Consider the following 24,868-nt stretch of genomic DNA (forward strand, 5'->3'; position numbering starts at 1 on the left):
CTATTTATTATTTAAACTTTATTTTTCTACTCTGTTTCTTACTTTAGTGTGATAGAACACATTTGGCTTTGTTCCGATCTCTTCTAGTAAATAATATCTTCTGTTGCTAGAATATAATTCTCTCACTTCAGATTCTTTATCATTCATGTCTCCAAACGTCATTGCTCCGGTAGAACAAGCAGCAGCACATGCACAAGAATTTTTGAATTCGTTGTCAGTTACTTTTCTGTTTTCTCTCTTAGCAGATAAGATTGTAGCCTGAGTTTCTTGGATACACATTGAACACTTCTCCATAACCCCTCTTGTTCTTACAACAACATCCGGGTTTAGTACCATTCTTCCAAGATCGTTATTCATGTTGAAATCAAAACGATCGTTTAAGTTATATGTGAACCAGTTGAAACGTCTTACTTTGTATGGACAGTTGTTTGCACAATATCTAGTACCAATACATCTGTTATAAGCCATGTGATTCTGACCTTGCTTACCATGAGAAGTAGCCGCTACCGGACATACTGTTTCACATGGAGCGTGGTTACAGTGCTGACACATTACCGGTTGGAAAATTACATCAGGACTTTCGTTTGGCTCAATTAAGATGTCGTATAGATTAGGAACATTTAATCCTCTTTCAATACCTTCTTTAGTTTCAATTTTTTCTTTAGCAGAGTAGTAACGGTCAATTCTTAACCAGTACATATCTCTTGACATTCTGATCTCTTCTTTACCTACAACAGGAACGTTGTTTTCTGCCTGACAAGCAATGATACATGCTCCACAACCAGTACAAGAGTTTAAGTCGATTGATAAGTTGAAGTGAGGGCCATCTGTGTCGTCAAAAGCATCCCAAAGATCTATTTTTCTTGCTGGAAGAGCTCCACTGATCGTGTGATACTCCAAAGGCTTGTTCCATCCTTTATGCTCGTCATCAAATGCTACATTTAAATACTCAGTAAGAGGAACTTCTTTAGCAATTTCATAACGACCCATTAGGGTGTTTTGAAGCTGGATACCTGCGAATTCGTGATCTTCTCCTGTTTTCTCTATTTTAGCATTTGATACCGCTAAATTAGAGCCATCAAATAAAGGATAAGCGTTTACTCCAGTATCAGCAGTTGCTCCAGAATCTTTTTTACCATATCCAAGTGCAAGACCTACTGATCCGTCTGCCTGACCTGGTTGAATAAATACAGGAACATCTTTTATTGTTACTCCATTCACCGTAAGATTTACAATAGAACCGTCTAACTGCATTCTAGCGTTAAGGTCGTTTTCTATTCCTAGTCTTTCTGCATCTTTAGGAGAAATTGTCAAGTAGTTATCCCAAGACATTCTTGTCAATGGATCTGGTAATTCTTGTAACCAAGGGTTGTTGGCCTGAGTACCATCTCCGATAGAAGTCTTAGTATATAATACCAATTCTAAATCAGAAGCTTTAAAGTTTCCTAGTTCAGCAAGAGCCTGAGCAGCATTTCCTCCTGTATAAGCCAACGTTGTTGCGTTGTTTGAAGGAACGATACCATTATATAAAGCTTTGTTGAAAGAGGTAGCTCCTAATATAGAAGCTGCACTATTTTTTAAATAGTCATAGTAGTTATTAGCAGCATTGTTTTTACCATTTTTCCAAACCAATAAAGATTCTTCAATCTGTCTTGATTTGTAGATTTTTTGGATCGTAGGCTGCATTAATGTATAAACTCCAGTCTGAGGTTCCATGTCACCCCAAGATTCCAGCCAGTTAGCTACAGGAATTACAGCTTTCGCTGCCTTATACATTTCATTTTTCTTATCTGCAACAGCAATTACATAAGGAACTTTTGTTAAAGATTTTTTGAAATCTTCTCCTTTTGGATGAGAGTAGATAGGGTCTACATTGTTTGTAATTAATACACCAACCTGACCTGCATTTACCCATCCCAGAAATTCCTGATATCTTGCTTTATCAAATTCTTTTAAGAAATTAGCTTTACCAGTGAAAGCTACTGAACCCAGTTTTTGGTTAATTAAGTGTGCCAGAACCTGAGCTCCTTTAGAACCATCAGCTAATACAACTGCTTTGTTGCCTTTTGCCTGTAGTTCTTTTACGATTTCAGCAGCAATCTTGTCAGAAGCAGCACCTCCACCTACGATTGCATTATAAACCTCAACTAACGTTTTATTTACTGCACTTGGTTTTAATCTGTATCTTGAGTCAGCATTTGCACCAGTTAAAGACATGTTAGATTCCACTTGAACGTGTCTCAACATGTTTGCTCCCGGTTTTCTAGCTTCAGCATAAGACGTTTCTAAACTCGATGCATTGTAATCTCCTAAGAAATCTGCCTGGAAAGAAACTACTAACTCAGACCCTTTAAGGTCATAAACAGGTAATGCTCTTTGTCCGAATACTTCCTGAGCAGCATCTAATGCGGCAGAGTAAGGGAAAGCATCATAAGTTACAAGTTCAGCTGTAGGATACTTAGCTTTAAATTCAGCGAACAACTTTTTGAAAGTTGGTGAAGCGAATGACTGAGATAAAAGAACAATCTTCTTACCTGCTGCCTGAGCTTCTGCCAAACCTTTAAGAACGAAATCATCTACTTTATCGAAAGTTTCGTCTTTACCGTCCAGCTTAGGTTGTTTTACTTTATCATTATCATAAAGAGAAAGTACACTTGCCTGAGCTCTGGCGTTAGTTTTACCTAAATCACCTGCAGCTGGGTTTGGATCAATCTTGATAGGTCTTCCTTCACGGGTTTTTACTAAAACACTAGCAAAGTCGAAACCATCAAAATATGTTGAAGCGTAGTAATTTGGAACCCCAGGAATAATATCATGAGGTTTTACCACGTAAGGAATCGTTTTAATTACCGGAGCTTCACAGGCAGCAAGCGTTACCGCTGCCGTAGAAAATCCTAATAACTTTAAGAAATCTCTTCTTGAAGTACTTGATCCGTTTTGTTCAGCATCTCCAAGGAAATCTTCTACCGGAATTTCTTCCTGAAACTCTTTCTGAGCCAGCCTATTATTTAAAGCTGGGTCTTTAAGTTCATGAATACTTCTAAATTGTATTTTGTTTGAAGCCATTTATACTTCTAATTTTTAGTTATTAATAATGACATTTACCACACTCAAGACCTCCAATCGCATCTACAGTAATCTTACCACCATCTTTAGGGTATTGTTTTTTCAACTTGTCATGTAGATTTTTGAAGTATTCTTTATTATAACCGTTGTTCATATCAACTTCTGTAGTTCTGTGACACTCAATACACCATCCCATCGTAAAGTCATTAGCCATCTGAACAACATTCATTGTATCAATTTTTCCGTGACAAGCTTTACAAACAACATCAATTTTGTTCGTTGGATTTTTCTTGTTGAAAGAATTGATGATCGCCTGCTCACCAGCTACAACGTGCTGAGAGTGGTTAAAGTATACGAAATCCGGCATGTTGTGGATTCTTGTCCATTCTACAGGCTGAGTTTTCCCAGTGTATACTTGTTTTGCAGGATCCCAACCAGTTGCGGCATAGATCTTCTGGATCTCACCATCATAGAATGCCTTGTCTTTTCCAGGCTCCATGTAGTGGTCTGCATTGTATTCAGAAATTGTTCTGTGACAGTTCATACAAACGTTCATAGAAGGGATTTCAGAAACCTTACCGTATTTAGCGCTTGAGTGACATAATTGACAGTCAATTTTCTGTTCTCCAGCGTGGATTTTGTGTGAGAAGAAGATAGGCTGCTCTGGCTTATATCCTTTGTAAACACCGATCCACATGATCCAGTTCCAAATTCCATAAGTAGCAAGGATCGCTAAAATTGCCAGTAATCCTTTACCTATATAATGGTATTTTTCATAGACTTCACTGAAAGAACGAACCCTTGTTTCGTTTAATCCTGCTAAATCTTCAGATTGACCCAGTTTAACTAATTGTCTTAGTTTAAGTAAGATCCAAACCAATAAACCTGCAATCGCTAAAAGTGAAATGATTACAACGTTTGTTGTTGTTTTGTCCGCTGGTGCAGCTGCCGTAGCATCTGTTGCAGTAGCTCCCGCTTCCGGTTTTTTCTCTTCCGGAGCTGGAGGATTAGTTGTAAAAGCTAAGATGTCATCAATATCCTTATCTGTAAGATTAGGAAACTGTAACATTTCAGTTTTATTAAATTTTTCAAAAATCTCATTAGCGTATTTATCCCCAGAAGCTCTTAGAGCTTTGTTGTCTTTGATCCACTTATGAAGCCAATCTTTGTCTACACCACCTTCTGTCTTTACACGTTCTACAACTCCCTTCAAAGGAGGTCCTATAACTTGTTTATCCAGCGCGTGACATGCAGTACAATTCGCTTTGAAAAGTTTCTCGCCGTTTTTAGGATCGCCGTCTTGCCCGTAAAATGAAGCACTGGTTGATAGCAATAAGCCTATTGCGATCAACGTTTGTTTATAATGCTTTCTCCAACTAATCATTTAAATTATCTTATGTTAGTAAAATATTGAACATTCAATCAATCCCGCAAAAATAATATTTTTAACAGGAATTTAACGGCATATAGAAAGGGGAAAATATCATTTACGTTTAATTTGTATTGATTCTAAATAACTCTGTTTGGTATAATTTTTTAATTTGTATAAATTTGCGCAAACAAGTTTAAATGAAAAATTTAATCAAAATATTGACAATACTATCCTTATTCGGATTTTATACTATTGAAGCCCAGCAGGTTGTAAAGAAGGATACATTGTCCGGAACAGAGCTGATTATGTCTATGGATCCTAAGGTAAAAGATGCTTTAGAAGGTCTGGAAGATAAATGTTCCAGAGTTTCTACTTCTACAACTCCTAGAGAAAATAATGAAGAGACCTATACAAAACCGACAAAAATATATGTTCCAAGTCGAGAATTGACAAATGCAGAGATCTGTAGAAAGAATCCAAGAATTTTGGGATATAAAATACAGATCACGACAGTAAAAAGTAATGATGAAGCCAATGAGATCAAGTCTTATTTTAGAAAAAGATTTCCAAATCTGAAGGTTGAAACTGATGCTTCTTTAAGACCTAATTACAAGATCTTAGTAGGAAGTTATTTCACGAAACAAAGTGCATCTTCGGACTTGTCTAAAATTAGAGAATATTTTAAATCTGCGGTGGCAATACAATACAGAATATTCTGTGCTGAAGCAAAATAGAGCTTTTATTCTATATAAAAAGTTAAGCTGAGAAGAATTTTCTTCTCAGCTTTTTTATGGGTAATAGGTGTTTAAAAACCAGAAAAATTCTGTCATTCTAATGTAGTTGTTAACTACTAAATAGATGAACAATATTCCTATTGTGACTGCTAAGATCGATAATACTTTTGGTGATGCTTTATAAGCATAAAAAAGCCATCCTAAAAGTAATGGAAAAACGAAAACAAAATGTCCACCATAGATATATGAAGTGTGTAATCCAAATTTCATTATGCAATGGATAACGATATCTAGCAGAAATGAAATCATGATTATTTGCACAAATTTGCTTTTAAAGTTTCTAAAATAACTCCACAATATTAATCCTAATAGAATTGCAATAAATAAATAAGGAATCCAGGAAGAATAAACATCCATGATTAACGCTTTAAAATTAAAGCCTTTCATATTATTTTTGTCCCGGATAATGAAGCTTGAGAATAGGATGTTGCCACCGAAAAAATAAGAAGCTATCATATCCCAGGTAGAAGTAGATTTTACATTGGAGAATTTTTCATACTGTTCGCTGGTCTTGTTAAATATGTTTTTATATTTAAAATCAATTCGGTTCAAATAGAGTAGGACAAAGCAAATGCAGGTTATGGCAACGCGCAGAGCTGCATTTCCGAATTTTCTCCAATTTCTGAAAATATTTTTTTCAAATAATACGGGAACAAATGCTTTAGCAATATTTGTAATTGTAAGACCTCCTACTGAAATGGCAGCAAAAGCAAGAGCTAATGCCGGTATTTTTTCATCCTTTTTAAGCTTAATTGCGGCATAATGATTATACAAACAGAGAAGAAAAAGGGTATAGGTGAAGTTTTCAGGAGTAAAGGAAAGTAAAATGTTTGTTGAAAAAAATCCAAAAAATAATACCAGTAAAAGATTGATCATCAAAGGTAGATGAATGATATTTTTAAGATATTTAAAAATCTGTAGTACACTTAGGCTTATCGTGATTGTACTGAACCATGCTAAGGTCAATCGGAACGTAGAATCTGTTTTACCATTTGAAATAAAAAAAGCAATTTCCCTTATCCAGTTGAAGAAATAATAAGAGAGGGGATGTCTTTCAAAACTTCCGCCACTCATTACAATAGAGCGGTTGTCAAAGCTGAAATAGGCATCCCAGGGAATCCTGTTGTCAAAAATTATTCGGTAATTAAGGGCGATATATGATCCTAAAATCCCATAAAAAGATATAAAAAATAGAAATACCCATAGCTCAGTTAATGAAGAAGGGAATACGAGCTTGAAGAAATTAACGAATTTTGATTTGAAATTCACCTGTTTAAAGTTTTTGCAAAAGTAAAATAAAAAACTCACCAATTTTGGTGAGTTTTAACAGATATATAAAAAATTGTTATTCTTTAATTACTTTTTCAGTAGTTGAAGTTCCATCGGCAAACTCAACCTTAATCAGGTAAATTCCTTTTGGGAGAGAAGAGATATTTAATTTCTCAGAATTTGTATTCATTACTGATTTGCCAGACATATCTAGTATTGTGGAAGATTTTATCTTTTTATCAGTTTTGATATTCACTTCTCCTTTTGTAGGATTAGGGGAGATACTTGTTTTGGTCTTTGAAGAAACTTCGTTAGTAGAAAGAGTTCCCGTCGTAATCTTAACGTCATCTACGAGTAGCATATATTTATCAGCAGACATATATTGGATACCTATTCTAACAGTTTGACCGGCATAAGTATCTAGACTCTGTGTAACTTGTTGCCATGCTGCGTAAGGAGCAACTAAAGGACTAGCCCCTGAAATAATTGTAAAATTAGCTGCTGTAGTTGGTGTACCACTACCGATATATACTCCAATTTTATAATTTTCAATGAAAGCTGGAGAAAGTGCCTTTACCCAAAGACTTAATTGATTGCCTCCTGCGCCTAGTGTTACTGCTGGGGAAATAAGCCAATCATTATTTGCTGTAGCACCAGCTGCAGGAACGCCGGCCCAGGATACTGCAGTTTTTTGTCCCGCATGAGGAGTGAAATTTCTTATTTCTTCATCTACTCCAGTTACCGAAGTAAGGTTGTTTGTGGCATTGCTTGCAGAAAGGTTGAATATTTGAAATGCCATTGGAGCTCCTGCATTGGTCCAATTGGCTGTCCATCCAGGAATAGTGGTGCCTCCAACAACAGGACCTCCTCCAGTGTAAGTATTTAATCCATCTAAATCTAATGTTTGCCAGGTACCTAAGCCTGTAATTGCAAAGTTTGTATAAGATTCGAAACCTTCATCTAATAAAACGGTTTGAGCATTGCCCATAATGCCCGTTAATAATACTAAAGAGAGTAAAGTCTTTTTCATAATAAAGCTATTTTGTAATTGTTACTCAAAAGTAAGCATTTTTTTTAATAGACAATTGTATCTTACTTTATATTATGAACTTAAGAACTGCATGACAGGGTAGAGCATCCTGATATATCATCATAGCTTGAAGGTCTCTTCTCAGAAAATTCAGGATAAATTTCCTGATATGGATTCTCTAATGCTTGGGTTAGTTTATCTAATAATTCTGTTTTACCATCATTAATTTCTTCAATACATTGATATAAAAGATAATTTCTTAGGATAAACTTAGGATTTGTTTTTTGCATCAAATTCAAGGACTCTTTTTTTGTTATGTTATTTTTGGAGAGCCTTTCATTGTATTTCTGTATGAAATCTTCAAGTTTTCTCAACTTGTCATCAGTCAGATTTGTATAAGAAACATTCGCAAATAAATCTTTTACATCGTTTTCTTGATCTACTTTTTCTAATTGATTGAAAAATAGGGTATGATCAAACTGCAGTTCCTGCATCAATCCTTGCCAGTTGCTGAAAAAATCTTCATCCCCATTTATTAACTGATCAAAGCCAAACTTTCTACACAGCATTTTATCATGGGTTTCCCAAAAATAATTACCATAAGAATTCAAGGTATCTTCCAGAAATTTTTCATCTTTTATTAATGGATGAAGAGCATTGGCCAGCTGCCAGAGATTCCATTGTGAGATCTGTCCCTGTTTTCCAAATGCATACCTTCTTCCGGGTAGATCAGTGGTATTGGGTGTGAAATTTAAATCATACTCGTCTATCATTGAGTAGGGACCATAATCGATGGTTAATCCGAGAATTGACATATTATCGGTATTCATTACTCCATGAACGAATCCCACTCTGAACCATTCTGTAGTCATATCCGCCGTTCTTGTACAGACATTTTTAAAAAAATCCTTGTATTTCTGTGTATCTGATGATGTGATCTCCGGGTAGTAATTTTGAATGGTGAAGTCAACAAGATCCTGTAGTGTTTTATATTCCCTTTGGGCTGAAGTTAGTTCAAAATGTCCAAAACGGAGGAAGCTTTCGGCAGTTCTGATGATCACCGCTCCTTTTTCATTCTGAGGATTTCCATTGTACATCATATCTCTTACAACATCTTCTCCTGTAAAACATAGGCTTAAAGCCCTTGTTGTAGGGACTCCCAGATGATGCATTGCTTCGCTCATAAGATATTCCCGGACGGAAGATCTCAATACTGCACGTCCATCTGCATGTCTTGAATAAGGAGTTGCTCCAGAGCCTTTCCATTGAATTTCGGTTTTTTGACCGGAATTATTTGTTATTTCACCCGCTAATATAGCTCTTCCATCTCCCAATTGACCTGCCCAATTTCCAAATTGATGTCCAGCATAAGCAGTAGCATACGATTGAATATTTGCAGGAAGATCATTTCCAACAAGAAAATTTATATCAGAACTTTCGAATTTGCCTAATCCAATTTCCTCTGAAAGTTTTTCATTAAAAGCAATTACTTTTGGATTTTCAAAACCCGCAGGATTGATGGTTGAAAATAACACTTTTGGAGTAACTCTTTGCATAGGGTTTCCCGAAAAATCTCCTGGAAAGTTTTTTAGAAAGGGCTGTCTGATCTTTTCAATATTCATAGATACAAAGATACGACAATAAAAAAAGACCTTTCAAATTGCTTGAAAGGTCTCATGTATTTATAAAAGAGAAATTATTTATTAAAATCAATCTCTTCACCTGTATTCAGGTTTTCATTGACGTTCTCTTCTTTCTTACCAGAATTCGTTTTTGGAGTCTGATCTACTGGTTTGGGATTTTTAATTTCATCAATGGTCTGAAGGCCTCCATCATCTCCATAGCCACCACTCAAACCTTTTAGGTCAGAACATCCGTCTTTCCAGTCTGATGGTTTTACAAATTTATCATCAGGAGTGATTCCTAAGCTTTTATCAGCCCAGACTTTTTTCATAAAGATAGCCCAGATTGGTAATGCCATTCTCGCTCCTTGTCCTTCACCAGTCCCAAAGAAGTGGGTTGCTCTGTCTTCCCATCCAACCCAGGCACCTGTAGCTAGTTTTGGAGTGATTCCCATAAACCAACCGTCAGAGTTATTCTGTGTAGTACCTGTTTTAGCAGCAATTTCTACTGCTTTTGAAATCCCTCTTCTTGAAAGTTCTCCAGAGGCGGTCCCAAATTGTGCTACCCCTTTCATTAATTCAATCATGGTGTATGCATAACGAGGATTCATTACTTCCTTCGGATCTACATTTACTTCTTTAATAACCCTACCATTAGCATCTTCAATCCTCCAGATCATTTCCGGTTTGTTGTGATTTCCATAATTGGCAAAAGTACTGTAAGCTCCTAGCATTTCATAAATCGTAATATCGGATGAACCTAAAGCAATGGTGTTGTTTCTTGGTATTTCTTCCGTAACTCCCAGATCTCTGGCTGTTTGTATTACTGCATCTACCCCAGTCATCTCGATAAGACGTGCTGCAACCGGGTTTTGGGAATGAGCTAAAGCATCTTTCAGAGTTAGCATTCCTCCTCTACCAGGGACGTGCCATCCGTTGTGGTCATAGGTTCCATTTGAAACTGCTGAACAAGGAGTCATTCCTAATTTCATAATAGCAGTTGCATATACGAAAGGCTTAAATGTGGAACCAACCTGTCTCTTACCTTGTTTAATGTGATCATATTGGAAATGCTGCCAGTCAATTCCTCCTACCCAGGCTTTAATCTCCCCGGTTCCTGGAACCATAGACATTAGTCCTGCCTGAGCAATTTGCTTGTGATATCTGATAGAATCCCAAGGTGACATTTCAACTTCTTCTTCTCCATTCCATGTAAAACGTGATGTTTTTATAGGTTTATGGAATTCCATTAGAATTGAGTCTTCAGATACTCCCGCAGCTTTTAGAAGTTTATAACGTCCGGTTCTTTTCATCGCCTGAGTCATAACACCATTAATCTGCTTATCTGTTAAATAGTAGAATGGTCTGTTTTTTCTTCCTCTTTGCTCCGCGTCAAATCTTTTCTGTAGATCAGTTAAGTGTTCCTTGATCGCCTCTTCCGCATATTTTTGCATTTTAGAGTCAAGGGTCACATATATTTTCAGCCCGTCTTTATAAAGGTTTAATTTTTTACCGGTTTCTTTCTCGTGATCTTTAAGATAGTTGTCAATCTCTTTTTTCAGATAAAACTTATAGTAAGCAGAGTAGTCATCATTGATGTTTTTGATTGGATGGTAATCCAAGGTAATAGGAGTTGCTACAGCTTTACTATAGGTATCTTCATCAATATAACCTGTTTTTTGCATTTGCTCCAAAACAACATCCCTTCTCGCTTTTGCTCTTGTTTCATTACGCATTGGGTTGTTTTTTACCGGATTTTCCAACATGGCAACAAACATAGCAGCCTCAGGTAATGTAAGCTGACTTGTCGTTTTATTAAAATAAATTTTTGAAGCCATTTCAATTCCGTTTGCATTGTATAAAAAGTCAAACTTGTTGAAATATAATGTTACAATTTCTTCTTTTGTATATCTTCTTTCAAGACTTACTGCAACGACCCATTCTTTTAGTTTTTGAAATGCTCTATTAATTTTATTTTGTGAAGCACCTCCTGTAAAAAGTAATTTTGCAAGCTGCTGAGTGATCGTAGATCCACCACCTCTTTTACCTCCATAAGCCACAGCTCTTGCAATAGATTGGACATCAATTCCTGAGTGCTCCTTAAAACGCTCATCTTCTTTAGCCTGTAAAGCATAAACAAGAAAAGGAGGAAGGTCCTTGTATGTAATAGGTTGAGTTTTTTCTTTTTCAAACTTACCCAATAGAACACCATCCGAAGAATAAATTTGAGAGGCTACATAAATATCAGGATTTTCAAGCTCTTCTACATCAGGCATTTCACCAAGAAAGCCTTGAGAAACGGCAAAGAAAAGCCCTGAAATACCTAAGACAACAACAATAAGTCCAAGCCAAATAAATTTAGCCCATTTTTTCCAAGAAGTATTTTTTTTGGGTGGAAGTGGAAAGGTTTTTCCTTTGCTTCCTGTGTTTTTTTTGTTTTCTTCCATTTATGGTTACGGTTTAGCCGTTTCTATTTTTACTCCAATATCTTCAATCCCAGGAAGGAAGTCATTTCTCATTGCTTGTATTAATCCAATTTCATACTTCCCTTTTTCTGGAAATTTATAGTTCAATTTATACTGAAAAAGAGTTTCCTTCGTGTCTCCAAAACCTGTACCAAGCCATTCTCCATTTGGTTTTGTAAGGACATAGTTTAAGGTATCTGTCTCTTTTTTCTTGTTCTGAAGATTAGTGAAATTAACAATAAACCTTATATTGCTGTAAGGGTAATTGTTATTATTTCTTACAACAAATATAATATTTTTAGGATTCTGTGGATCCGAAATTTCAAGATTAAATTTTTGCTCACTTTTCTTATTCCATTTGTTATCAACAGAATTCATGGTAACGTTTTCTCCTGAAGAATTGCAACTCAAGAAAAGAATAAGGGATAGTAATCCTAAAATTTTATGCATTGTTATCTTTTTTTGGAGGAAATTTCTTTTTAAATTTTTTCTTGTTCGGATTTTGTTGCGGTTTTTTGTCAGGATCAGATACAGCTTCTGCTTTTTCTAATTGAACTTTTGGCTGTTGAGGCCTTGGTTGTTTTGGATTGTGATTAGAATTTGCATTTTCTGATCTCTCAGGTCTTTCAGGTCTGTTTTTTCTAGGTCCCTGATTATTGTTTGGCCTGTTTTGATTGTTATTCTGATTCTGATTTCTGTTTTTATTGAAAGCTTTATTCTTTTTCTCAAACCTGTCAACGCTGTTTTCCTGAATCAAATCAATACTTTGTAATGGGATGTCAGGCTGTTTAAGATCTTCAAGTGGCAGAATCTTTTCACCGCGTTTATTTTTAGAAATAAACTGTTTTACAAGATCAATATCGAAATCATACCAAGCTACTGAACTGTCAACATAAGCGAACCACATTTTCTTTTTGAAAACATCAATTTTGATACAGAAAGCTCTTCCTTTTTCTGTATCTAATGTTGTTGATGAAGAAGGGAAATTGCTTAATGCATCAAGATAACTGTCCAATTCATAATTAAGACAGCATTTTAGCTTGCCACATTGTCCAGCCAGTTTTTGAGGATTAATACTAAGCTGCTGATATCTTGCAACATTCGTATTTACCGATCTGAAATCCGTTAGCCAGGTTGAGCAGCAAAGCTCTCTACCGCATGAACCGATACCCCCAATTTTTGCAGCTTCCTGTCTAAAACCGATTTGTTTCATATCGATCTTAGTTCTGAACGTTGAAGCATATTCTTTTATCAACTGCCTGAAATCTATTCGGTTATCTGCAGTATAATAAAATGTTACTTTCGAAGCGTCACCCTGATATTCAACATCAGTAACTTTCATTTCAAGCCCAAGACCGTGAGCAATTTTTCTTGCCTGAATCTTTACGCTATCTTCTTTTTTTCTTGCTTCCTGCCAAACTTCAATATCTTTCTGATTGGCCAATCTGTATATTTTTAGTGAGGTTTCTTCAGAAGATTTTTTCTTTTTCATCTGAATTTTCACTAATTCGCCGGTGAGACTTACCACACCAACATCATGTCCGGGACTCGATTCTACGGTGACTACACTACCTATATGTAAAGGAACATTATTTACATTTTTATAAAACGCTTTTCTGTCATTTTTAAATCTAACTTCTACAAAATCACACCTGTTAGAAGGAGGATTGTTGATGTTAGACAGCCAGTCGAAAACACTTAATTTATAACTATTACCACAGGTATTTACACTTTCACAACCATTCGCGGATTTCTTGGGTCCGCAAGAATGCGCAGAATCGCCGGATGTTTTACATCCACAACTCATATAACTAATATTTAATCTTGCAAATTTATATATTTTTATCTTTATGTAATTCTAAAAAATTCAAATATTCCATAACATCATTGTTTAATCTTAAACAAATATTACAATTGTTCAATAAAATATTATCAATGTGCTAGTATATATGCTTTTAGACTGATGTTTTCCCAAAGTGTTATTTTAAACATAATTTTCTTTTCCTGTAATGTTTAAAATATTAAGAAATATTAACAGACCTATTCAAAATAATTTTATATTTGGGTTATATAATAATAGTCTATGAAAAAAATATTAGTATCAACTGCTTTATTGGCAGGTGTTTTATCTTACGCCGGAGGCTTCAGAGTTTCCTTGCAAGGGGTAAAACAATTGGCAATGGCACATACTAGTGCTCATGCTGAAGATGCAAGTGTGGCGTTTTTTAACCCTGCAGGTATGTCATTCATTCCTTCTAAACTGAGTATAGTTGCCGGAGGATTTGGAGCAAGTAACAAAGTTACTTTTCAGAATTTGAATACTTTACAGAGTACAGAAACTGATAATCCTATTGGGACACCGATATATGCGGCTATTGCTTATAAACCGCTAGAAAATCTATCAGTAGGTTTTAGTTTTTCAACGCCTTTTGGTAGTACTATTGAGTGGCCAAATAATTGGGAAGGAAGAGAAATGGTTCAGAAACTAGAACTAAAAAGCTTTTATTTCCAGCCAATGGTTTCTGTAAAATTGGCACCATGGTTAGCTTTTGGGGCAAGTTATATTTATGCAAGAGGAAAGGTGGATTGGGATAAAGCTGTTACCCAGTTTGGAGGAGAGGTTAATATTAATGACGAAAAAGCAAGTGGACATGGATACGGCTTCGGTTTCTATTTCAGACCGGAAGAAAAACTTGATATAAGTATTGCCTACCGTTCACCTGTTGATATGAAAGCTAAAAACGGAACAGCAACATTTAAATTCCCATCACAATCTATCTATTCATTATTAGGTCTGGGTGCTAACGGACAGGATAGCTTTACGGCGACTTTACCTTTAGTAGAAGAATATACGGTTGGTTTAACATATAAGATTACTCCAAAATGGTTGGTTTCTGCCGACTTTAACTATCATGGATGGGAAAGATACAGCAAACTAACATTAGATTTTGCAAATGCTCCTATTGGAAATCAGCCAGGAGACCCAACAATTCTTGTTGCTCCTAAAAACTTTAGAAATTCAAAAACATTCAGATTGGGAACACAGTATGCATTCAGTGATATGATCTTTGGTCGTCTTGGTGCTTATTATGATGAATCTCCTTATTCTGATAATAACTTTATTGCTGAAACACCTTCGTTTAATACCTATGTAGTAACAGGAGGGGTAGGGTTTAAACTAAAGCAATTTGGAGTTGATATTGCCGGAGGGTATGCAATGCCTCAAGCCAGAGACGTAAATAATACCAATCTTGGTTTCGTTGGACAGGCTAAAGCTACCGCGTTCTATTTTGGTCTAGGCTTATCTTATAACCCATTTTAATTGAAAGACTATGAAAAAAATTATAATTTCTACAATCGCTGTCTCTGCTCTTTTATTTATGACAAGCTGCGAAAATGATTTTGATACGGATGTAAAAGATATCCAAGTGGATAAAGGTGAAGCAAACTTTTCTAAGTATGTTGCATTAGGTAATTCATTAACTTCAGGGTATAGAGATGGTGCTCTTTATTTAGATGGACAAAATGAATCTTATCCATCAATGATTGCTCAACAAATGAAACTTGTTGGAGGTGGTGAGTTTAAGCAGCCATTAATGCCAGATAATAACGGTGGGTTGATCTTAAATAGTCTTATAGGTCCAGTTCAGATTGCTAATACAAAATTATTTATTAATGCTTTTGTAAATGGATCCCCGGATATTAAAAATGCAAATAATAATACTGCAACCGCAGTTGTTAATACAATTCTAACAGGTCCTTTTAATAATATGGGAGTACCGGGAGCAAAAGTAGCTCATTTACTGGCTCCGGGATATGGAAATATCCAAGGGATTCCGGCAAAAACAGCTAATCCTTATTTTGTGAGATTTGCTTCAAGTCCTACAACATCTGTAATAGCTGATTTTAAAGCACAAAATCCTACATTCTTTTCATTATGGATAGGAAATAACGATGCATTACTATATGCTCTTGCAGGGGGAGATGCTACAGTTGAAACACTTACACCGCCAGCACAGTTTACACAGTATTACAATGCATTAATTAATGAAATAGCATCAACAAATGCTAAAGGGGTAATAGCAAATATTCCAAGTGTTACTTCTATTCCTTCTCTAACGACAGTGCCATACAATCCTTTAACAGCAGCTGTTCTGGGAGGTGGTAATGTAACTGTTGGAAATGCAACTATAGATAACTTAAATACTAATTTATACGGTCCATTAAGTCAGATATTAACGGCTATTGGTGCTGGAGACAGAATAAAGCTACTTTCTAAAACGGATTCAAACCCTTTGCTTATTGTCGATGAAAGTCTGGCTCCTTTAAATAATCAGATTACCGGTGCAGCATTGGCTTCGGGCAACCCAACCCTAGTGGCTTTAGCGCCATATTTAGGGGCAACTTATGGCCAGGCTAGACAGGCTAAAGCTGGAGATTTGGTTCCTTTAACTTCAAAAGCTGAAATAGGAACACTTCAAACATTGCCTCCGGGAGTTCCTGCAGCACTTGGAGCAAAGGGAATTGCTTACCCATTTGCAGATAAATATGTGCTGACATTAACAGAAGTTACAGATGTAAATACGGCTATTGATGCTTACAATGTTACCATTAAGGCAGCAGCAGATTCTAAAGGATATGCATTTGTTGATGCGAATAAAAAAATGGTTGAGCTTAATAATCAATCTGGGATTTCATTTGATGGAGTAAAGTATACGGCTAAATTTGTAACAGGCGGTGCTTTCTCTCTTGATGGAGTTCACTTGACTGGTAGAGGGTATGCTATTGTTGCTAATGAATTTATTAAATCTATTAACGCAAGGTATAAATCTACATTACCACAGATAAACGCGAACAATTATTCGGGAATAAAATTCCCTTAAAATATCAAAGAAATAAAAACTTAGAAACCACAAGAGTAATTCTTGTGGTTTTTTTTTAAATTTGCAAAATCTTAAAAAGTAAAAATGGCCGATCAGTTAAGTTATCTATTTAGTACAAGGACGAGTAAGGACTTGGCAGAGAAAATTGCTCAGTATTATGGGCAGGAACTAGGAAAAATAAACTTCCAGGAGTTTAGTGACGGGGAATTTGAACCTGTTTTAGACGAATCTGTAAGAGGAGGAAGAGTTTTTCTAATAGGATCTACATTCCCGCCAGCAGACAATCTTTTAGAACTTCTTCTAATGATTGATGCTGCAAAAAGAGCTTCTGCAAAAAGTATTACTGTTGTACTTCCATATTTTGGACTTGCAAGACAGGACAGAAAAGATAAACCAAGAGCTCCGATAGGTGCAAAGCTTGTTGCGAATCTTCTAACAGCAGCGGGTGCGACACGAATCATGACAATGGATCTGCATGCAGACCAAATTCAAGGGTTCTTTGAAATTCCGGTAGACCACCTTTATGCTTCCACTATTTTCGTAGATTATATAAGAGCATTGAACCTAGATAACCTTACGATTGCTTCACCGGATATGGGAGGAGCAAAGAGAGCTAAAAACTATGCCGGACATTTAGGTGCTGAAGTAGTAATTGCTTACAAAGAAAGAAAGAAAGCGAATGTAATAGAGGAGATGTTCCTTATCGGAGATGTAGATGGTAAAAACGTTATTCTTATCGATGACATGATCGATACTGCTGGGACACTTTGTAAGGCTGCAGATATTTTAATGGAAAAAGGGGCGAAAACTGTTAGAGCGATGGCTACTCATGGTGTGCTTTCAGGAAAAGCTTACGAAAATATTGAGAAGTCCCAATTGCTGGAAGTTATTGTAACTGACTCAATTCCTGTTAAAAATAATTTGTCATCTAAAATAAAAGTGCTATCTTGCGCCCCATTATTTGCAGACGTTATGAAGATGGTTCATGAGCATCAATCAATCAGTAGTAAATTTGTTATCTAATTGATTATTTGCTGTTTGCGAGTTATATTTTAAACAAAATTTTAAATTTTTATAAATGAAATCTATTACAATTCAAGGTACAAAAAGAGAAAACGTGGGCAAAAAGTCTACAAAAGCTTTACGTGATGCTGAATTAGTTCCTTGTGTTGTTTATGGAGGTACAACAGGACCATTAAACTTCTCTGCTGAAGAGAAAGCTTTTAAAGGTTTGGTATATACTCCTGAAGCACACACGGTATCTATTGAGGTTGATGGACAAACAATTCCAGCAGTTCTTCAAGATATTCAGTTCCACCCGATTACGGACAAGATTCTTCACGCTGACTTCTATCAGTTATCTGATGATAAGCCAGTAGTTATGGAAGTTCCTGTAAGAATTACAGGTCGTTCTAAAGGTGTTGTGGCTGGTGGTGTTTTACGTCAGTCTTTCAGAAAGCTGAAAGTAAAAGCGATCCCTGCAAACTTGCCGGATGAGATCGTTATTGATATTACTTCACTTAAAATCGGTAACAAATTATATGTTGGAGGTATCAAAACTGAAGGTTATTCTTTCATGCATCCAGACAATGCAGTTGTTGTAGCTGTTAAGATGTCTAGAAATGCAATGAAAGGTGGTGCAGCAGCAGGTGATGATGAAGATGAAGAAGAAGTTGTAGCTGAAGTTGAGGGAGGTGCTCCAGCAGCTGAAGAAACTGCAGCAGAATAAGAATTGCTTTAAACAATTATATAGAACCTGTCAATTTTTTTGACAGGTTTTTTATTTTAGATTACATCTATATTGGTATTCATTCTTTAGTCTTTCGAAAAAAAAGCTGTAAATTTGAAGTGTTCTAAATAAGAACGCTATAATTGTAAAATTTATAATAAATGTTTGACATTCAAGAAATACGAAGTCAGTTTCCTATATTAAATCAGCAGGTAAACGGTAAGCCTCTGGTTTACTTGGATAATGCAGCGACATCTCAAAAGCCCAATTCTGTTTTAGAAGTTTGGACTCAATATTATACTGAAATCAATGCAAATGTTCATAGAGGGATCCATACTTTAAGTCAGCTTGCAACAGAAGAAATGGAACTTTCAAGACGGAAGATTCAAAAATTCATTAATGCAAAACATGATTTTGAAGTAATCTTTACAAAAGGAACAACAGAAGGATTAAACCTCATCGCTTATATCCTTACACAGAAGTTAAAAAAAGATGATGAAATTATTATTTCGTACCTGGAGCACCATTCCAATATCGTTCCATGGCAATTGCTTTGCGAAAGAACAGGTGCGAAACTTCGTGTAATTCCAATTGATGAGAATGGTATTTTACAACTTGATTACTTAGATCAATATTTAAGCGAAAAAACAAAAGTAGTTTCTGTAAATCAGGTTTCCAATGCATTAGGAATTGTAAACCCTATTGAAGAAATTATTTCAAAAACAAGAAAGAACTCAGACGCTTATATTGTAATTGATGGTGCCCAATCTGCTCCACATTTTAAAATTGATGTTCAAAAATTAGATTGTGATTTCTTTGTATTTTCAGGACATAAAATGTATGCACCAATGGGTACAGGTATTTTATATGGAAAAGAAGAAGTTCTGGAATCTTTGCCACCATTCCATGGAGGAGGAGAGATGATTGCGGTATGTTCATTTGATGGCACAACTTACGCAGGACTTCCGTTTAAGTACGAAGCTGGAACTCCGAATGTGGGTGGGAATATTGCATTAGGTGCTGCTGTTGACTTTATAGAAAGAATTGGACAGGAAAATATTCAAAGACATGAAAACATTCTTTTGGAATATGCTCAAAAACAACTTTTGGAAATTGAAAGCCTTAAAGTTTATGGAGAGAAAGCACATAGAACGGGAGTTGTTTCTTTTAATCTGGAAGGAATAGGGATTTCCTCTGACGTAGGGATGATCTTAGATAAAATGGGGGTCGCAGTGAGAACCGGACACCATTGCACACAACCTATAATGGATTTCTTTAATATCGCGGGAACAGTGAGAGCAAGCTTCGCGGTTTACAATACTTTTCAAGAAATTGACTTACTCGTTGAAGGGGTGAGAAAAGCGAAAAAGATGTTGGGTTAAAAAACAAAAAAGCAGTTGAAAAACTGCTTTTTTTATTAATAGCTATTCCCAAGGAACACAATAGCATCTTCCTTGGATAATGACCTGATAATATCCATACGCACATTCAAGGCAGATTTCACCTCCGGCTATAATTTTCTTCATTTCTTTTTTGTCTAATTTTTTCATAGTGATAGGTTTAATGTATTAGTAATCAAATATAAAAATAAATCTCATTAAATAGAGGATTGTGCTTTTGAGACTCAAATAGCAGAAATACAAAGAGAAATTAAATATTTGTTTTTAATATTTATATGTTTATTTTCCGCTATAATCGTATATAATGTTAAATTTTATAATTAAATGAATATTAATGTTTAATTTTATTATCACTAATAAAATTTGCCATGAAGAAATATTTACTTTTACTAGTAGCCTGTGGAATATGTAATGCACAGGTGTTTTCTGAAAACTTTAACGGAAATGCTTTACCTGCGGGGTGGACAATAGATAATCCTGATACCGCTTATAATTGGGGAGTGGGTATGCAAAGTGGGTTCGCTTCATTTCCCAGTGGTGCTGCATTTTTTGATGATGATGAGGCAGGGCCTAATGGGATCAATACCAATGCGAGATTAGTTTCTCCGGTGATCAATCTTTCGGGAGTTACAAATCCGAAGTTGTCATTTAAGTATGCTAACCAGATTTACATTGATGATACCGTCCTAAAAGTGGAAGTGTTTAATGGGACCTCGTGGGTGCAGGTGTTTACACATTCAGGGGATGCGGGCGATTGGACTATTGACCTGGCTACACTAACTTATATACTGACAAGTTATGTTGATGCGACGGATATAGATCTTAGTCCTTATGCTAATGCTAATTTTAAATTGAGGTTTGTATATGATGACGTTGGAGATTATTCCTTTGGAACAGTAGTAGATGATGTTGTTATTACGGCAGGAACTCTAGGGACAACAGAGGTTTCAATGAAAAATGAAATGCAAGTCTATCCTAACCCAGTAAAAGATTTTGTTCATATCCAATCCAATAACCTGAAATTTGATTCTAAAGTTACGGTGCTTGATATGTCTGGTAGAAAAGTTAAAACTTTTATAGGGCTATCTGATGGCTATAATCTTTCAGATCTACCAAAAGGAAGTTATCTGATTCTGATAGATGATAAAAAAGAAATAATCAGTAAAAAGATTATAAAAGAATAAAAAAAATAAGAAAGCCTCCTGATCAGGAGGCTTTCTTATTTTTTTATGGTTTCCATTCTACTACGGCTCTGATAAATGCTTCTGCATTTTCGACAGGAATATTTGGTAAAATACCATGTCCCAGATTAGCGATGTATCGGTCTTTTCCAAAACGATGAATCATTTCATTTACCATCTTCTTGATCGTTTCCGGTGTTGAATGTAATCTTGCAGGATCAAAATTTCCCTGAAGGGTCATTGTATGGTTCGTCAGCGTTCTTGCAAATTCAGGTTTGATCGTCCAGTCAACTCCTAAGGCAGAAGCTTTAGACATGGTCATATCTTCCAAAGCAAACCAGCATCCTTTTCCAAATACAACAACATGAGAAAGTGGACTTAGAGCCTCAACAATCTGATTGATATATTTCCATGAGAATTCCTGATAATCTTCAGGAGAAAGCATCCCGCCCCAAGAATCAAAGATCTGTACTGCAGAAACTCCTTTTTCTACTTTTCTTTTTAAATAAGCTATAGTGGTATCTGTAATCTTCTGAAGTAATAAATGAGCTGCTTCCGGTTGTTGGAAACAGAATGATTTTGCAATATCAAAAGCCTTACTTCCTTTTCCTTCTACACAGTAACAAAGGATCGTCCATGGAGAACCCGCAAAGCCAATCAAAGGAATTTCATTATCTAATTTTATCAACGTTAATTCGATTGCATCAAAAACGTATCCTAAAGTATCATTTACATCTGGAACAACTACATTCTGAACCTGTTCCATTGTTCTGATCGGATTATCCAACCAAGGGCCAACGGATTCTTTCATTTTAAAATCAATTCCCATTGCTTGAGGAACCACTAAAATATCAGAAAATAAAATTGCAGCATCTAAAGGAAATCTGCGGATCGGCTGTACTGTAATTTCAGCAGCTAATTCCGGAGTCTGACATCTTGTGAAGAAATCATACTTGTCACGAAGTGCAATGAATTCAGGCAGATATCTTCCTGCTTGTCTCATCATCCATACGGGAGGTCTTTCTACGGTTTCTCCGCGAAGTGCTTTTAAATATAGGTCGTTCTTAATCATAATTTATTTTAAACTAATACTTCGATAAGATTGATTTTACAGTCATTATTTATCGGTTATTATTAATTTCTCTTCTGATCATTTCTAAAATTGAAACTAGATTATTGCCTTCAGAAGTAAAAATTCTTTCTTGAGTGTACTTTTTTAATTCATTGGATGTAGTTTCTCCTATTGAGAAGAGCTTCATATGGTTCAATGAATTTTGTTTTGCAAAACTACGAACTCCACTCGGACTGAAAAAAACTATAGCATGATATTTTTCAGTAATCAAAGGATTAATTTCCTCTGTGTTATAAACCGTGGTTTTCTGATATTTAATATTTTGTAATGGCAGGTCTTTATCTAGAACATCGATTGCTAAATTTCCACAAAAGTGTACAAACCTTTCGTGTGGGCAATGTCCAATGATAAATGCTGAAAGAGTTTCTGCATTTTTTAAAACTTTAAAAGTCCCAAAGCCATGTTTTCTTAATTCCCGCTTCGTTTTTTCTCCTACACAATAAATCTTATTGTAATTTTTGGCAGTAAAATTTTCGTTTGGTTTAAATTGATTTCTAAAGAAAGACGTCACACCTTTTGCACTTGTGAAAATGAGTGAATAATTCTTTAGATCAAAAGGTTTTACCACTATAGGGATGGTCTTAATTACTTCAATACAATCGACCAAGATGTCTTCTCCTAATTCTTTGGATAAAACAGATGGGTCTATATTTTTGGTAAATAAGATTTTCATGATTTAAAACTTGGTGAAGTAGAAAAGAAAGAGTGGTCTATATTTGGCTTTTAATTTCTGCCATCAGTTCCTTACCTCCGTTTTCAAGAACTATTTTTGCGAATTTTTCTCCAAAATTTTCAGAATCATTATAGATAAAGCTTTCATCTGTGGCAATACAATTTTTACCATCTAATGAACATAATGCTGCTTTAAAACGAATCTGATCATCAAATATTTCAGCAAAAGCCCCAATGGGTGCAGTACATCCACCTTCAAGAGTGCTTAAGAAGTTTCTCTCGATCTCAACACAGATCTGAGTTTGTTTGTGATTGATCTTGCTTACAATTTCGTTGATTTCTTTTTTATCCGAATGTCCAGCAATTGCAATAACCCCCTGAGAAGGTGCTGGAATCATTAAAGGAAGCATTTCATAATCAATGTCCATTTTCATTCTTTTAATGCCGGCCAAAGAAAGGATGGTGGCATCAAAATCCTGTTCTTCTAATTTTTGAAGACGTGTTTGGATATTCCCACGAATATCAGAAAATATTGCATCAGGATAGTACTTCAGCCAAAATGCTCTTCTTCTTAAGCTGCTTGTCGCCAGTTTCAGCTCATGAAACTCTTTATTTTTAGCGTCTTCTTTTCTTATTAGAACGTCTTGTGGAAAATCTCTCTCCAAATAAGCAATAAGCTCAAGATGTTCGGGTAATTTTGTAGGAACATCTTTTAAAGAATGTACGGCGATATCTATTTCATCATTTAATAATGCAGTATCCAGATCTCTTGTGAAAACACCAGTGATCCCTAAAGCGTAAAGGGGCTGGTTAAGATTTTTATCACCCGAAGAGAGGATTGGAACAATCTCAGTAGTATAATTGTTATTCTGCAAATATCTTGCAACTTCTCTTGCCTGCCAAAGTGCAAGTGCGGAATTTCTCGTTCCTATTCTAATGCTTTTCATTGAATTCGTTGTTTGGTTGTTCAACTAATATTTCGTGCATTAATTTACTAATTTCTTCGGCTTTCCAAGGGTTGTCTATGATGTATTTTGCAAAACGGCTGGTAATTTTCTGGATCATCTTCTCAGAAAGTGCCATATCGTCTATATTGATGTATTTATTTTTTCTGTAGAACTGGTGCATCTCATTACGTTCCATATTTTTTAAAACCGCTTTGAAATGATGAATATTAGGAGCTAGTTTTCTCTTTTTCTCCCATTCAAGAAAATCTTTTGCCATTTCCTTGATGATAAGTTCTGCTTTAGGAATTTCTTTTTCCCTTTGTTGAATCGTCTCCTGGATCTGCTTTGAAAGCTCATCCACATCAATTAATGTTACATTTTTATTATTGGTAACATCTTTCTCAACGTTATGGGGAATAGAAAGATCGATGACCAAGGTTTCTTTTCCGTTTGGAAAATGAGAAGCATTCACAATAGGATGTTTTGCTCCAGTTGCAACGATCAGGATATCTGTGCTTTTCAGCTCCTTGTCAAAGTCAGCATAATCAACATGAGGGATATTGTATTTCTCAGAAATTTTCTCGGCCTTCTCTTGAGTTCTGTTGGTGATCTTTATTTTTGGCTGATAAACATGTTTTACCAAATTCTCAACCGTATTTTGTCCAATTTCTCCTACTCCTAAAAGTAAGATATTCTTTTCGGTAATTCTTTTCTGATTATTTAAAATATAATGAACTGCGGCATAAGAAACCGAAGCTGCACCATTGGAGATCCCAGTCTCATTTTTAATTCTCTTTGAAATCTGAATAGCAGAATTAATAGCTCTTTCCAAATAGGGGTTAGAGTTTTGTCTTTCCTTTTTAAAACGGCTATATGCCTTTTTAATTTGTCCAATAATTTCAAAATCTCCAATAATCTGGCTTTCAAGACCAGCAGCCACTCTGAAAAGATGTGTTAAAGCCTCTTCTTTGGTTAGGATATTAGCAAATAATAGGAAATCAGTGATATTAACACCAATCGTTTTGCAATATTCCTCAGCCACTAAAAGATAATTGGATGTAGTAGTGTAAATTTCGGTTCTGTTACAAGTTGAAACCACAAAAGCATCCCCTAAATTTTCATCATGAATTCGGGTAACGAAATTTTTTATGTTTTCATCAAAAAATGCAAACTTTCCCCGTGTTTCTCCATCAGCTTTTTCGTAGCTTATGGAAAGTACCGCGAAATTTGAAGTTTGATGTATATGAGAGTAGTGTAACATATCCGGCGACAAATTTACGTTTTTTTTAATTAAAGACTTTCTGAA

At 35.6% G+C, this 24,868-nt stretch carries 20 protein-coding genes; 7 read left to right on the forward strand and 13 right to left on the reverse strand.

Going from position 1 to position 24,868, the window contains the following annotated elements; translation table 11 throughout:
- Window positions 1-18: 18 nt before the first annotated feature.
- Window positions 19-3,066: a TAT-variant-translocated molybdopterin oxidoreductase gene (locus tag AC3WRL_RS08320; protein WP_214830331.1), complete on the reverse strand. Its 3,048-nt coding sequence runs from the start codon at window positions 3,064-3,066 to the stop codon at window positions 19-21.
- Window positions 3,067-3,088: 22 nt separating this feature from the next.
- The gene (locus tag AC3WRL_RS08325; protein WP_214830333.1) at window positions 3,089-4,450 is read right to left on the reverse strand and encodes a c-type cytochrome; all 1,362 of its coding nucleotides are present in this window, start codon (window positions 4,448-4,450) and stop codon (window positions 3,089-3,091) included.
- A 185-nt stretch (window positions 4,451-4,635) separates the two neighbouring features.
- On the opposite strand from AC3WRL_RS08325, the gene AC3WRL_RS08330 reads away from it, so the two are divergent.
- Complete coding sequence (locus AC3WRL_RS08330; RefSeq protein WP_214830335.1) at window positions 4,636-5,172, forward strand: SPOR domain-containing protein; 537 nt, start codon at window positions 4,636-4,638, stop codon at window positions 5,170-5,172.
- Between the two features lie 54 nt (window positions 5,173-5,226).
- Here AC3WRL_RS08330 and AC3WRL_RS08335 read toward each other — a convergent pair whose 3' ends face one another.
- The 6 genes from AC3WRL_RS08335 to AC3WRL_RS08360 form a co-directional block, all read right to left on the reverse strand.
- Entirely contained in the window at window positions 5,227-6,501 is a 1,275-nt protein-coding gene (locus AC3WRL_RS08335; protein WP_492330087.1) for a DUF6080 domain-containing protein, read from the reverse strand.
- A gap of 76 nt (window positions 6,502-6,577) precedes the next feature.
- Window positions 6,578-7,531 carry a T9SS-dependent choice-of-anchor J family protein gene (locus AC3WRL_RS08340; RefSeq protein WP_214830339.1) on the reverse strand — a complete coding sequence of 318 codons (954 nt, stop codon included), beginning with the start codon at window positions 7,529-7,531 and terminating at the stop codon, window positions 6,578-6,580.
- An 80-nt stretch (window positions 7,532-7,611) separates the two neighbouring features.
- Window positions 7,612-9,153, reverse strand: coding sequence for a protein adenylyltransferase SelO (locus tag AC3WRL_RS08345; protein WP_214830342.1), 1,542 nt, complete (start codon window positions 9,151-9,153; stop codon window positions 7,612-7,614).
- A gap of 74 nt (window positions 9,154-9,227) precedes the next feature.
- The gene (locus AC3WRL_RS08350) at window positions 9,228-11,600 is read right to left on the reverse strand and encodes a penicillin-binding protein 1A (RefSeq protein WP_214830344.1); all 2,373 of its coding nucleotides are present in this window, start codon (window positions 11,598-11,600) and stop codon (window positions 9,228-9,230) included.
- A 6-nt stretch (window positions 11,601-11,606) separates the two neighbouring features.
- Window positions 11,607-12,068 carry a gliding motility lipoprotein GldH gene (locus AC3WRL_RS08355; RefSeq protein ID WP_214830346.1) on the reverse strand — a complete coding sequence of 154 codons (462 nt, stop codon included), beginning with the start codon at window positions 12,066-12,068 and terminating at the stop codon, window positions 11,607-11,609.
- Window positions 12,061-13,425 carry a PSP1 domain-containing protein gene (locus AC3WRL_RS08360; RefSeq protein ID WP_214830348.1) on the reverse strand — a complete coding sequence of 455 codons (1,365 nt, stop codon included), beginning with the start codon at window positions 13,423-13,425 and terminating at the stop codon, window positions 12,061-12,063. Before AC3WRL_RS08360 ends, AC3WRL_RS08355 begins: the two co-directional genes overlap by 8 nt.
- 276 nt (window positions 13,426-13,701) lie before the next feature.
- Here AC3WRL_RS08360 and AC3WRL_RS08365 point away from each other — a divergent pair, with 276 nt between their 5' ends.
- The 5 genes from AC3WRL_RS08365 (at window position 13,702) to AC3WRL_RS08385 (ending at window position 19,612) form a co-directional block, all read left to right on the forward strand.
- Window positions 13,702-14,940 carry an OmpP1/FadL family transporter gene (locus tag AC3WRL_RS08365; protein ID WP_214830355.1) on the forward strand — a complete coding sequence of 413 codons (1,239 nt, stop codon included), beginning with the start codon at window positions 13,702-13,704 and terminating at the stop codon, window positions 14,938-14,940.
- 10 nt (window positions 14,941-14,950) lie between these two features.
- Window positions 14,951-16,501 carry an SGNH/GDSL hydrolase family protein gene (locus tag AC3WRL_RS08370; RefSeq protein ID WP_214830357.1) on the forward strand — a complete coding sequence of 517 codons (1,551 nt, stop codon included), beginning with the start codon at window positions 14,951-14,953 and terminating at the stop codon, window positions 16,499-16,501.
- Between the two features lie 84 nt (window positions 16,502-16,585).
- Entirely contained in the window at window positions 16,586-17,524 is a 939-nt protein-coding gene (locus AC3WRL_RS08375) for a ribose-phosphate pyrophosphokinase (protein ID WP_214830359.1), read from the forward strand.
- A 55-nt stretch (window positions 17,525-17,579) separates the two neighbouring features.
- Entirely contained in the window at window positions 17,580-18,230 is a 651-nt protein-coding gene (locus AC3WRL_RS08380; RefSeq protein ID WP_492330088.1) for a 50S ribosomal protein L25/general stress protein Ctc, read from the forward strand.
- 161 nt (window positions 18,231-18,391) lie between these two features.
- Entirely contained in the window at window positions 18,392-19,612 is a 1,221-nt protein-coding gene (locus tag AC3WRL_RS08385; RefSeq protein ID WP_492330089.1) for an aminotransferase class V-fold PLP-dependent enzyme, read from the forward strand.
- A 42-nt stretch (window positions 19,613-19,654) separates the two neighbouring features.
- On the opposite strand, the gene AC3WRL_RS08390 is transcribed toward AC3WRL_RS08385, so the two are convergent.
- Window positions 19,655-19,780: a GNAT family acetyltransferase gene (locus AC3WRL_RS08390; protein ID WP_214830365.1), complete on the reverse strand. Its 126-nt coding sequence runs from the start codon at window positions 19,778-19,780 to the stop codon at window positions 19,655-19,657.
- A 218-nt stretch (window positions 19,781-19,998) separates the two neighbouring features.
- Between AC3WRL_RS08390 and AC3WRL_RS08395 the strand changes: the two genes are divergently transcribed.
- On the forward strand, window positions 19,999-20,814 hold the full coding sequence (locus tag AC3WRL_RS08395) for a T9SS-dependent choice-of-anchor J family protein (protein ID WP_214830366.1): 816 nt from the start codon (window positions 19,999-20,001) through the stop codon (window positions 20,812-20,814).
- Window positions 20,815-20,857: 43 nt separating this feature from the next.
- On the opposite strand, the gene hemE is transcribed toward AC3WRL_RS08395, so the two are convergent.
- The 4 genes from hemE to hemA are packed head-to-tail and all read right to left on the reverse strand — an operon-like array spanning window position 20,858 to window position 24,823.
- Window positions 20,858-21,883 carry a uroporphyrinogen decarboxylase gene (gene hemE / locus AC3WRL_RS08400; protein ID WP_214830369.1) on the reverse strand — a complete coding sequence of 342 codons (1,026 nt, stop codon included), beginning with the start codon at window positions 21,881-21,883 and terminating at the stop codon, window positions 20,858-20,860.
- 49 nt (window positions 21,884-21,932) lie between these two features.
- The gene (locus tag AC3WRL_RS08405) at window positions 21,933-22,616 is read right to left on the reverse strand and encodes a uroporphyrinogen-III synthase (RefSeq protein ID WP_214830371.1); all 684 of its coding nucleotides are present in this window, start codon (window positions 22,614-22,616) and stop codon (window positions 21,933-21,935) included.
- Between the two features lie 37 nt (window positions 22,617-22,653).
- Window positions 22,654-23,562 (reverse strand): hydroxymethylbilane synthase, encoded by a 909-nt coding sequence (hemC, locus tag AC3WRL_RS08410; protein ID WP_214830373.1) that lies wholly within the window; start codon window positions 23,560-23,562, stop codon window positions 22,654-22,656.
- Window positions 23,549-24,823: a glutamyl-tRNA reductase gene (gene hemA / locus AC3WRL_RS08415; protein WP_214830375.1), complete on the reverse strand. Its 1,275-nt coding sequence runs from the start codon at window positions 24,821-24,823 to the stop codon at window positions 23,549-23,551. Before hemA ends, hemC begins: the two co-directional genes overlap by 14 nt.
- Window positions 24,824-24,868: the final 45 nt, after the last annotated feature.

This window comes from Chryseobacterium sp. FW101-FHT12H09 (genome assembly GCF_058790395.1).

Coding starts and splice junctions, on each gene's coding strand:
- AC3WRL_RS08355 (WP_214830346.1), bottom strand. CDS start 12,068: ATGCATAAAATTTTAGGATTACTATCCCTTATTCTTTTCTTGAGTTGC.
- AC3WRL_RS08365 (WP_214830355.1), top strand. CDS start 13,702: ATGAAAAAAATATTAGTATCAACTGCTTTATTGGCAGGTGTTTTATCT.
- AC3WRL_RS08385 (WP_492330089.1), top strand. CDS start 18,392: ATGTTTGACATTCAAGAAATACGAAGTCAGTTTCCTATATTAAATCAG.
- hemE (WP_214830369.1), bottom strand. CDS start 21,883: ATGATTAAGAACGACCTATATTTAAAAGCACTTCGCGGAGAAACCGTA.
- hemC (WP_214830373.1), bottom strand. CDS start 23,562: ATGAAAAGCATTAGAATAGGAACGAGAAATTCCGCACTTGCACTTTGG.
- AC3WRL_RS08380 (WP_492330088.1), top strand. CDS start 17,580: ATGAAATCTATTACAATTCAAGGTACAAAAAGAGAAAACGTGGGCAAA.
- AC3WRL_RS08330 (WP_214830335.1), top strand. CDS start 4,636: ATGAAAAATTTAATCAAAATATTGACAATACTATCCTTATTCGGATTT.
- AC3WRL_RS08345 (WP_214830342.1), bottom strand. CDS start 9,153: ATGAATATTGAAAAGATCAGACAGCCCTTTCTAAAAAACTTTCCAGGA.
- AC3WRL_RS08375 (WP_214830359.1), top strand. CDS start 16,586: ATGGCCGATCAGTTAAGTTATCTATTTAGTACAAGGACGAGTAAGGAC.
- AC3WRL_RS08360 (WP_214830348.1), bottom strand. CDS start 13,425: ATGAGTTGTGGATGTAAAACATCCGGCGATTCTGCGCATTCTTGCGGA.
- AC3WRL_RS08370 (WP_214830357.1), top strand. CDS start 14,951: ATGAAAAAAATTATAATTTCTACAATCGCTGTCTCTGCTCTTTTATTT.
- AC3WRL_RS08325 (WP_214830333.1), bottom strand. CDS start 4,450: ATGATTAGTTGGAGAAAGCATTATAAACAAACGTTGATCGCAATAGGC.
- AC3WRL_RS08340 (WP_214830339.1), bottom strand. CDS start 7,531: ATGAAAAAGACTTTACTCTCTTTAGTATTATTAACGGGCATTATGGGC.
- AC3WRL_RS08405 (WP_214830371.1), bottom strand. CDS start 22,616: ATGAAAATCTTATTTACCAAAAATATAGACCCATCTGTTTTATCCAAA.
- AC3WRL_RS08395 (WP_214830366.1), top strand. CDS start 19,999: ATGAAGAAATATTTACTTTTACTAGTAGCCTGTGGAATATGTAATGCA.
- AC3WRL_RS08390 (WP_214830365.1), bottom strand. CDS start 19,780: ATGAAAAAATTAGACAAAAAAGAAATGAAGAAAATTATAGCCGGAGGT.
- AC3WRL_RS08350 (WP_214830344.1), bottom strand. CDS start 11,600: ATGGAAGAAAACAAAAAAAACACAGGAAGCAAAGGAAAAACCTTTCCA.
- AC3WRL_RS08320 (WP_214830331.1), bottom strand. CDS start 3,066: ATGGCTTCAAACAAAATACAATTTAGAAGTATTCATGAACTTAAAGAC.
- hemA (WP_214830375.1), bottom strand. CDS start 24,823: ATGTTACACTACTCTCATATACATCAAACTTCAAATTTCGCGGTACTT.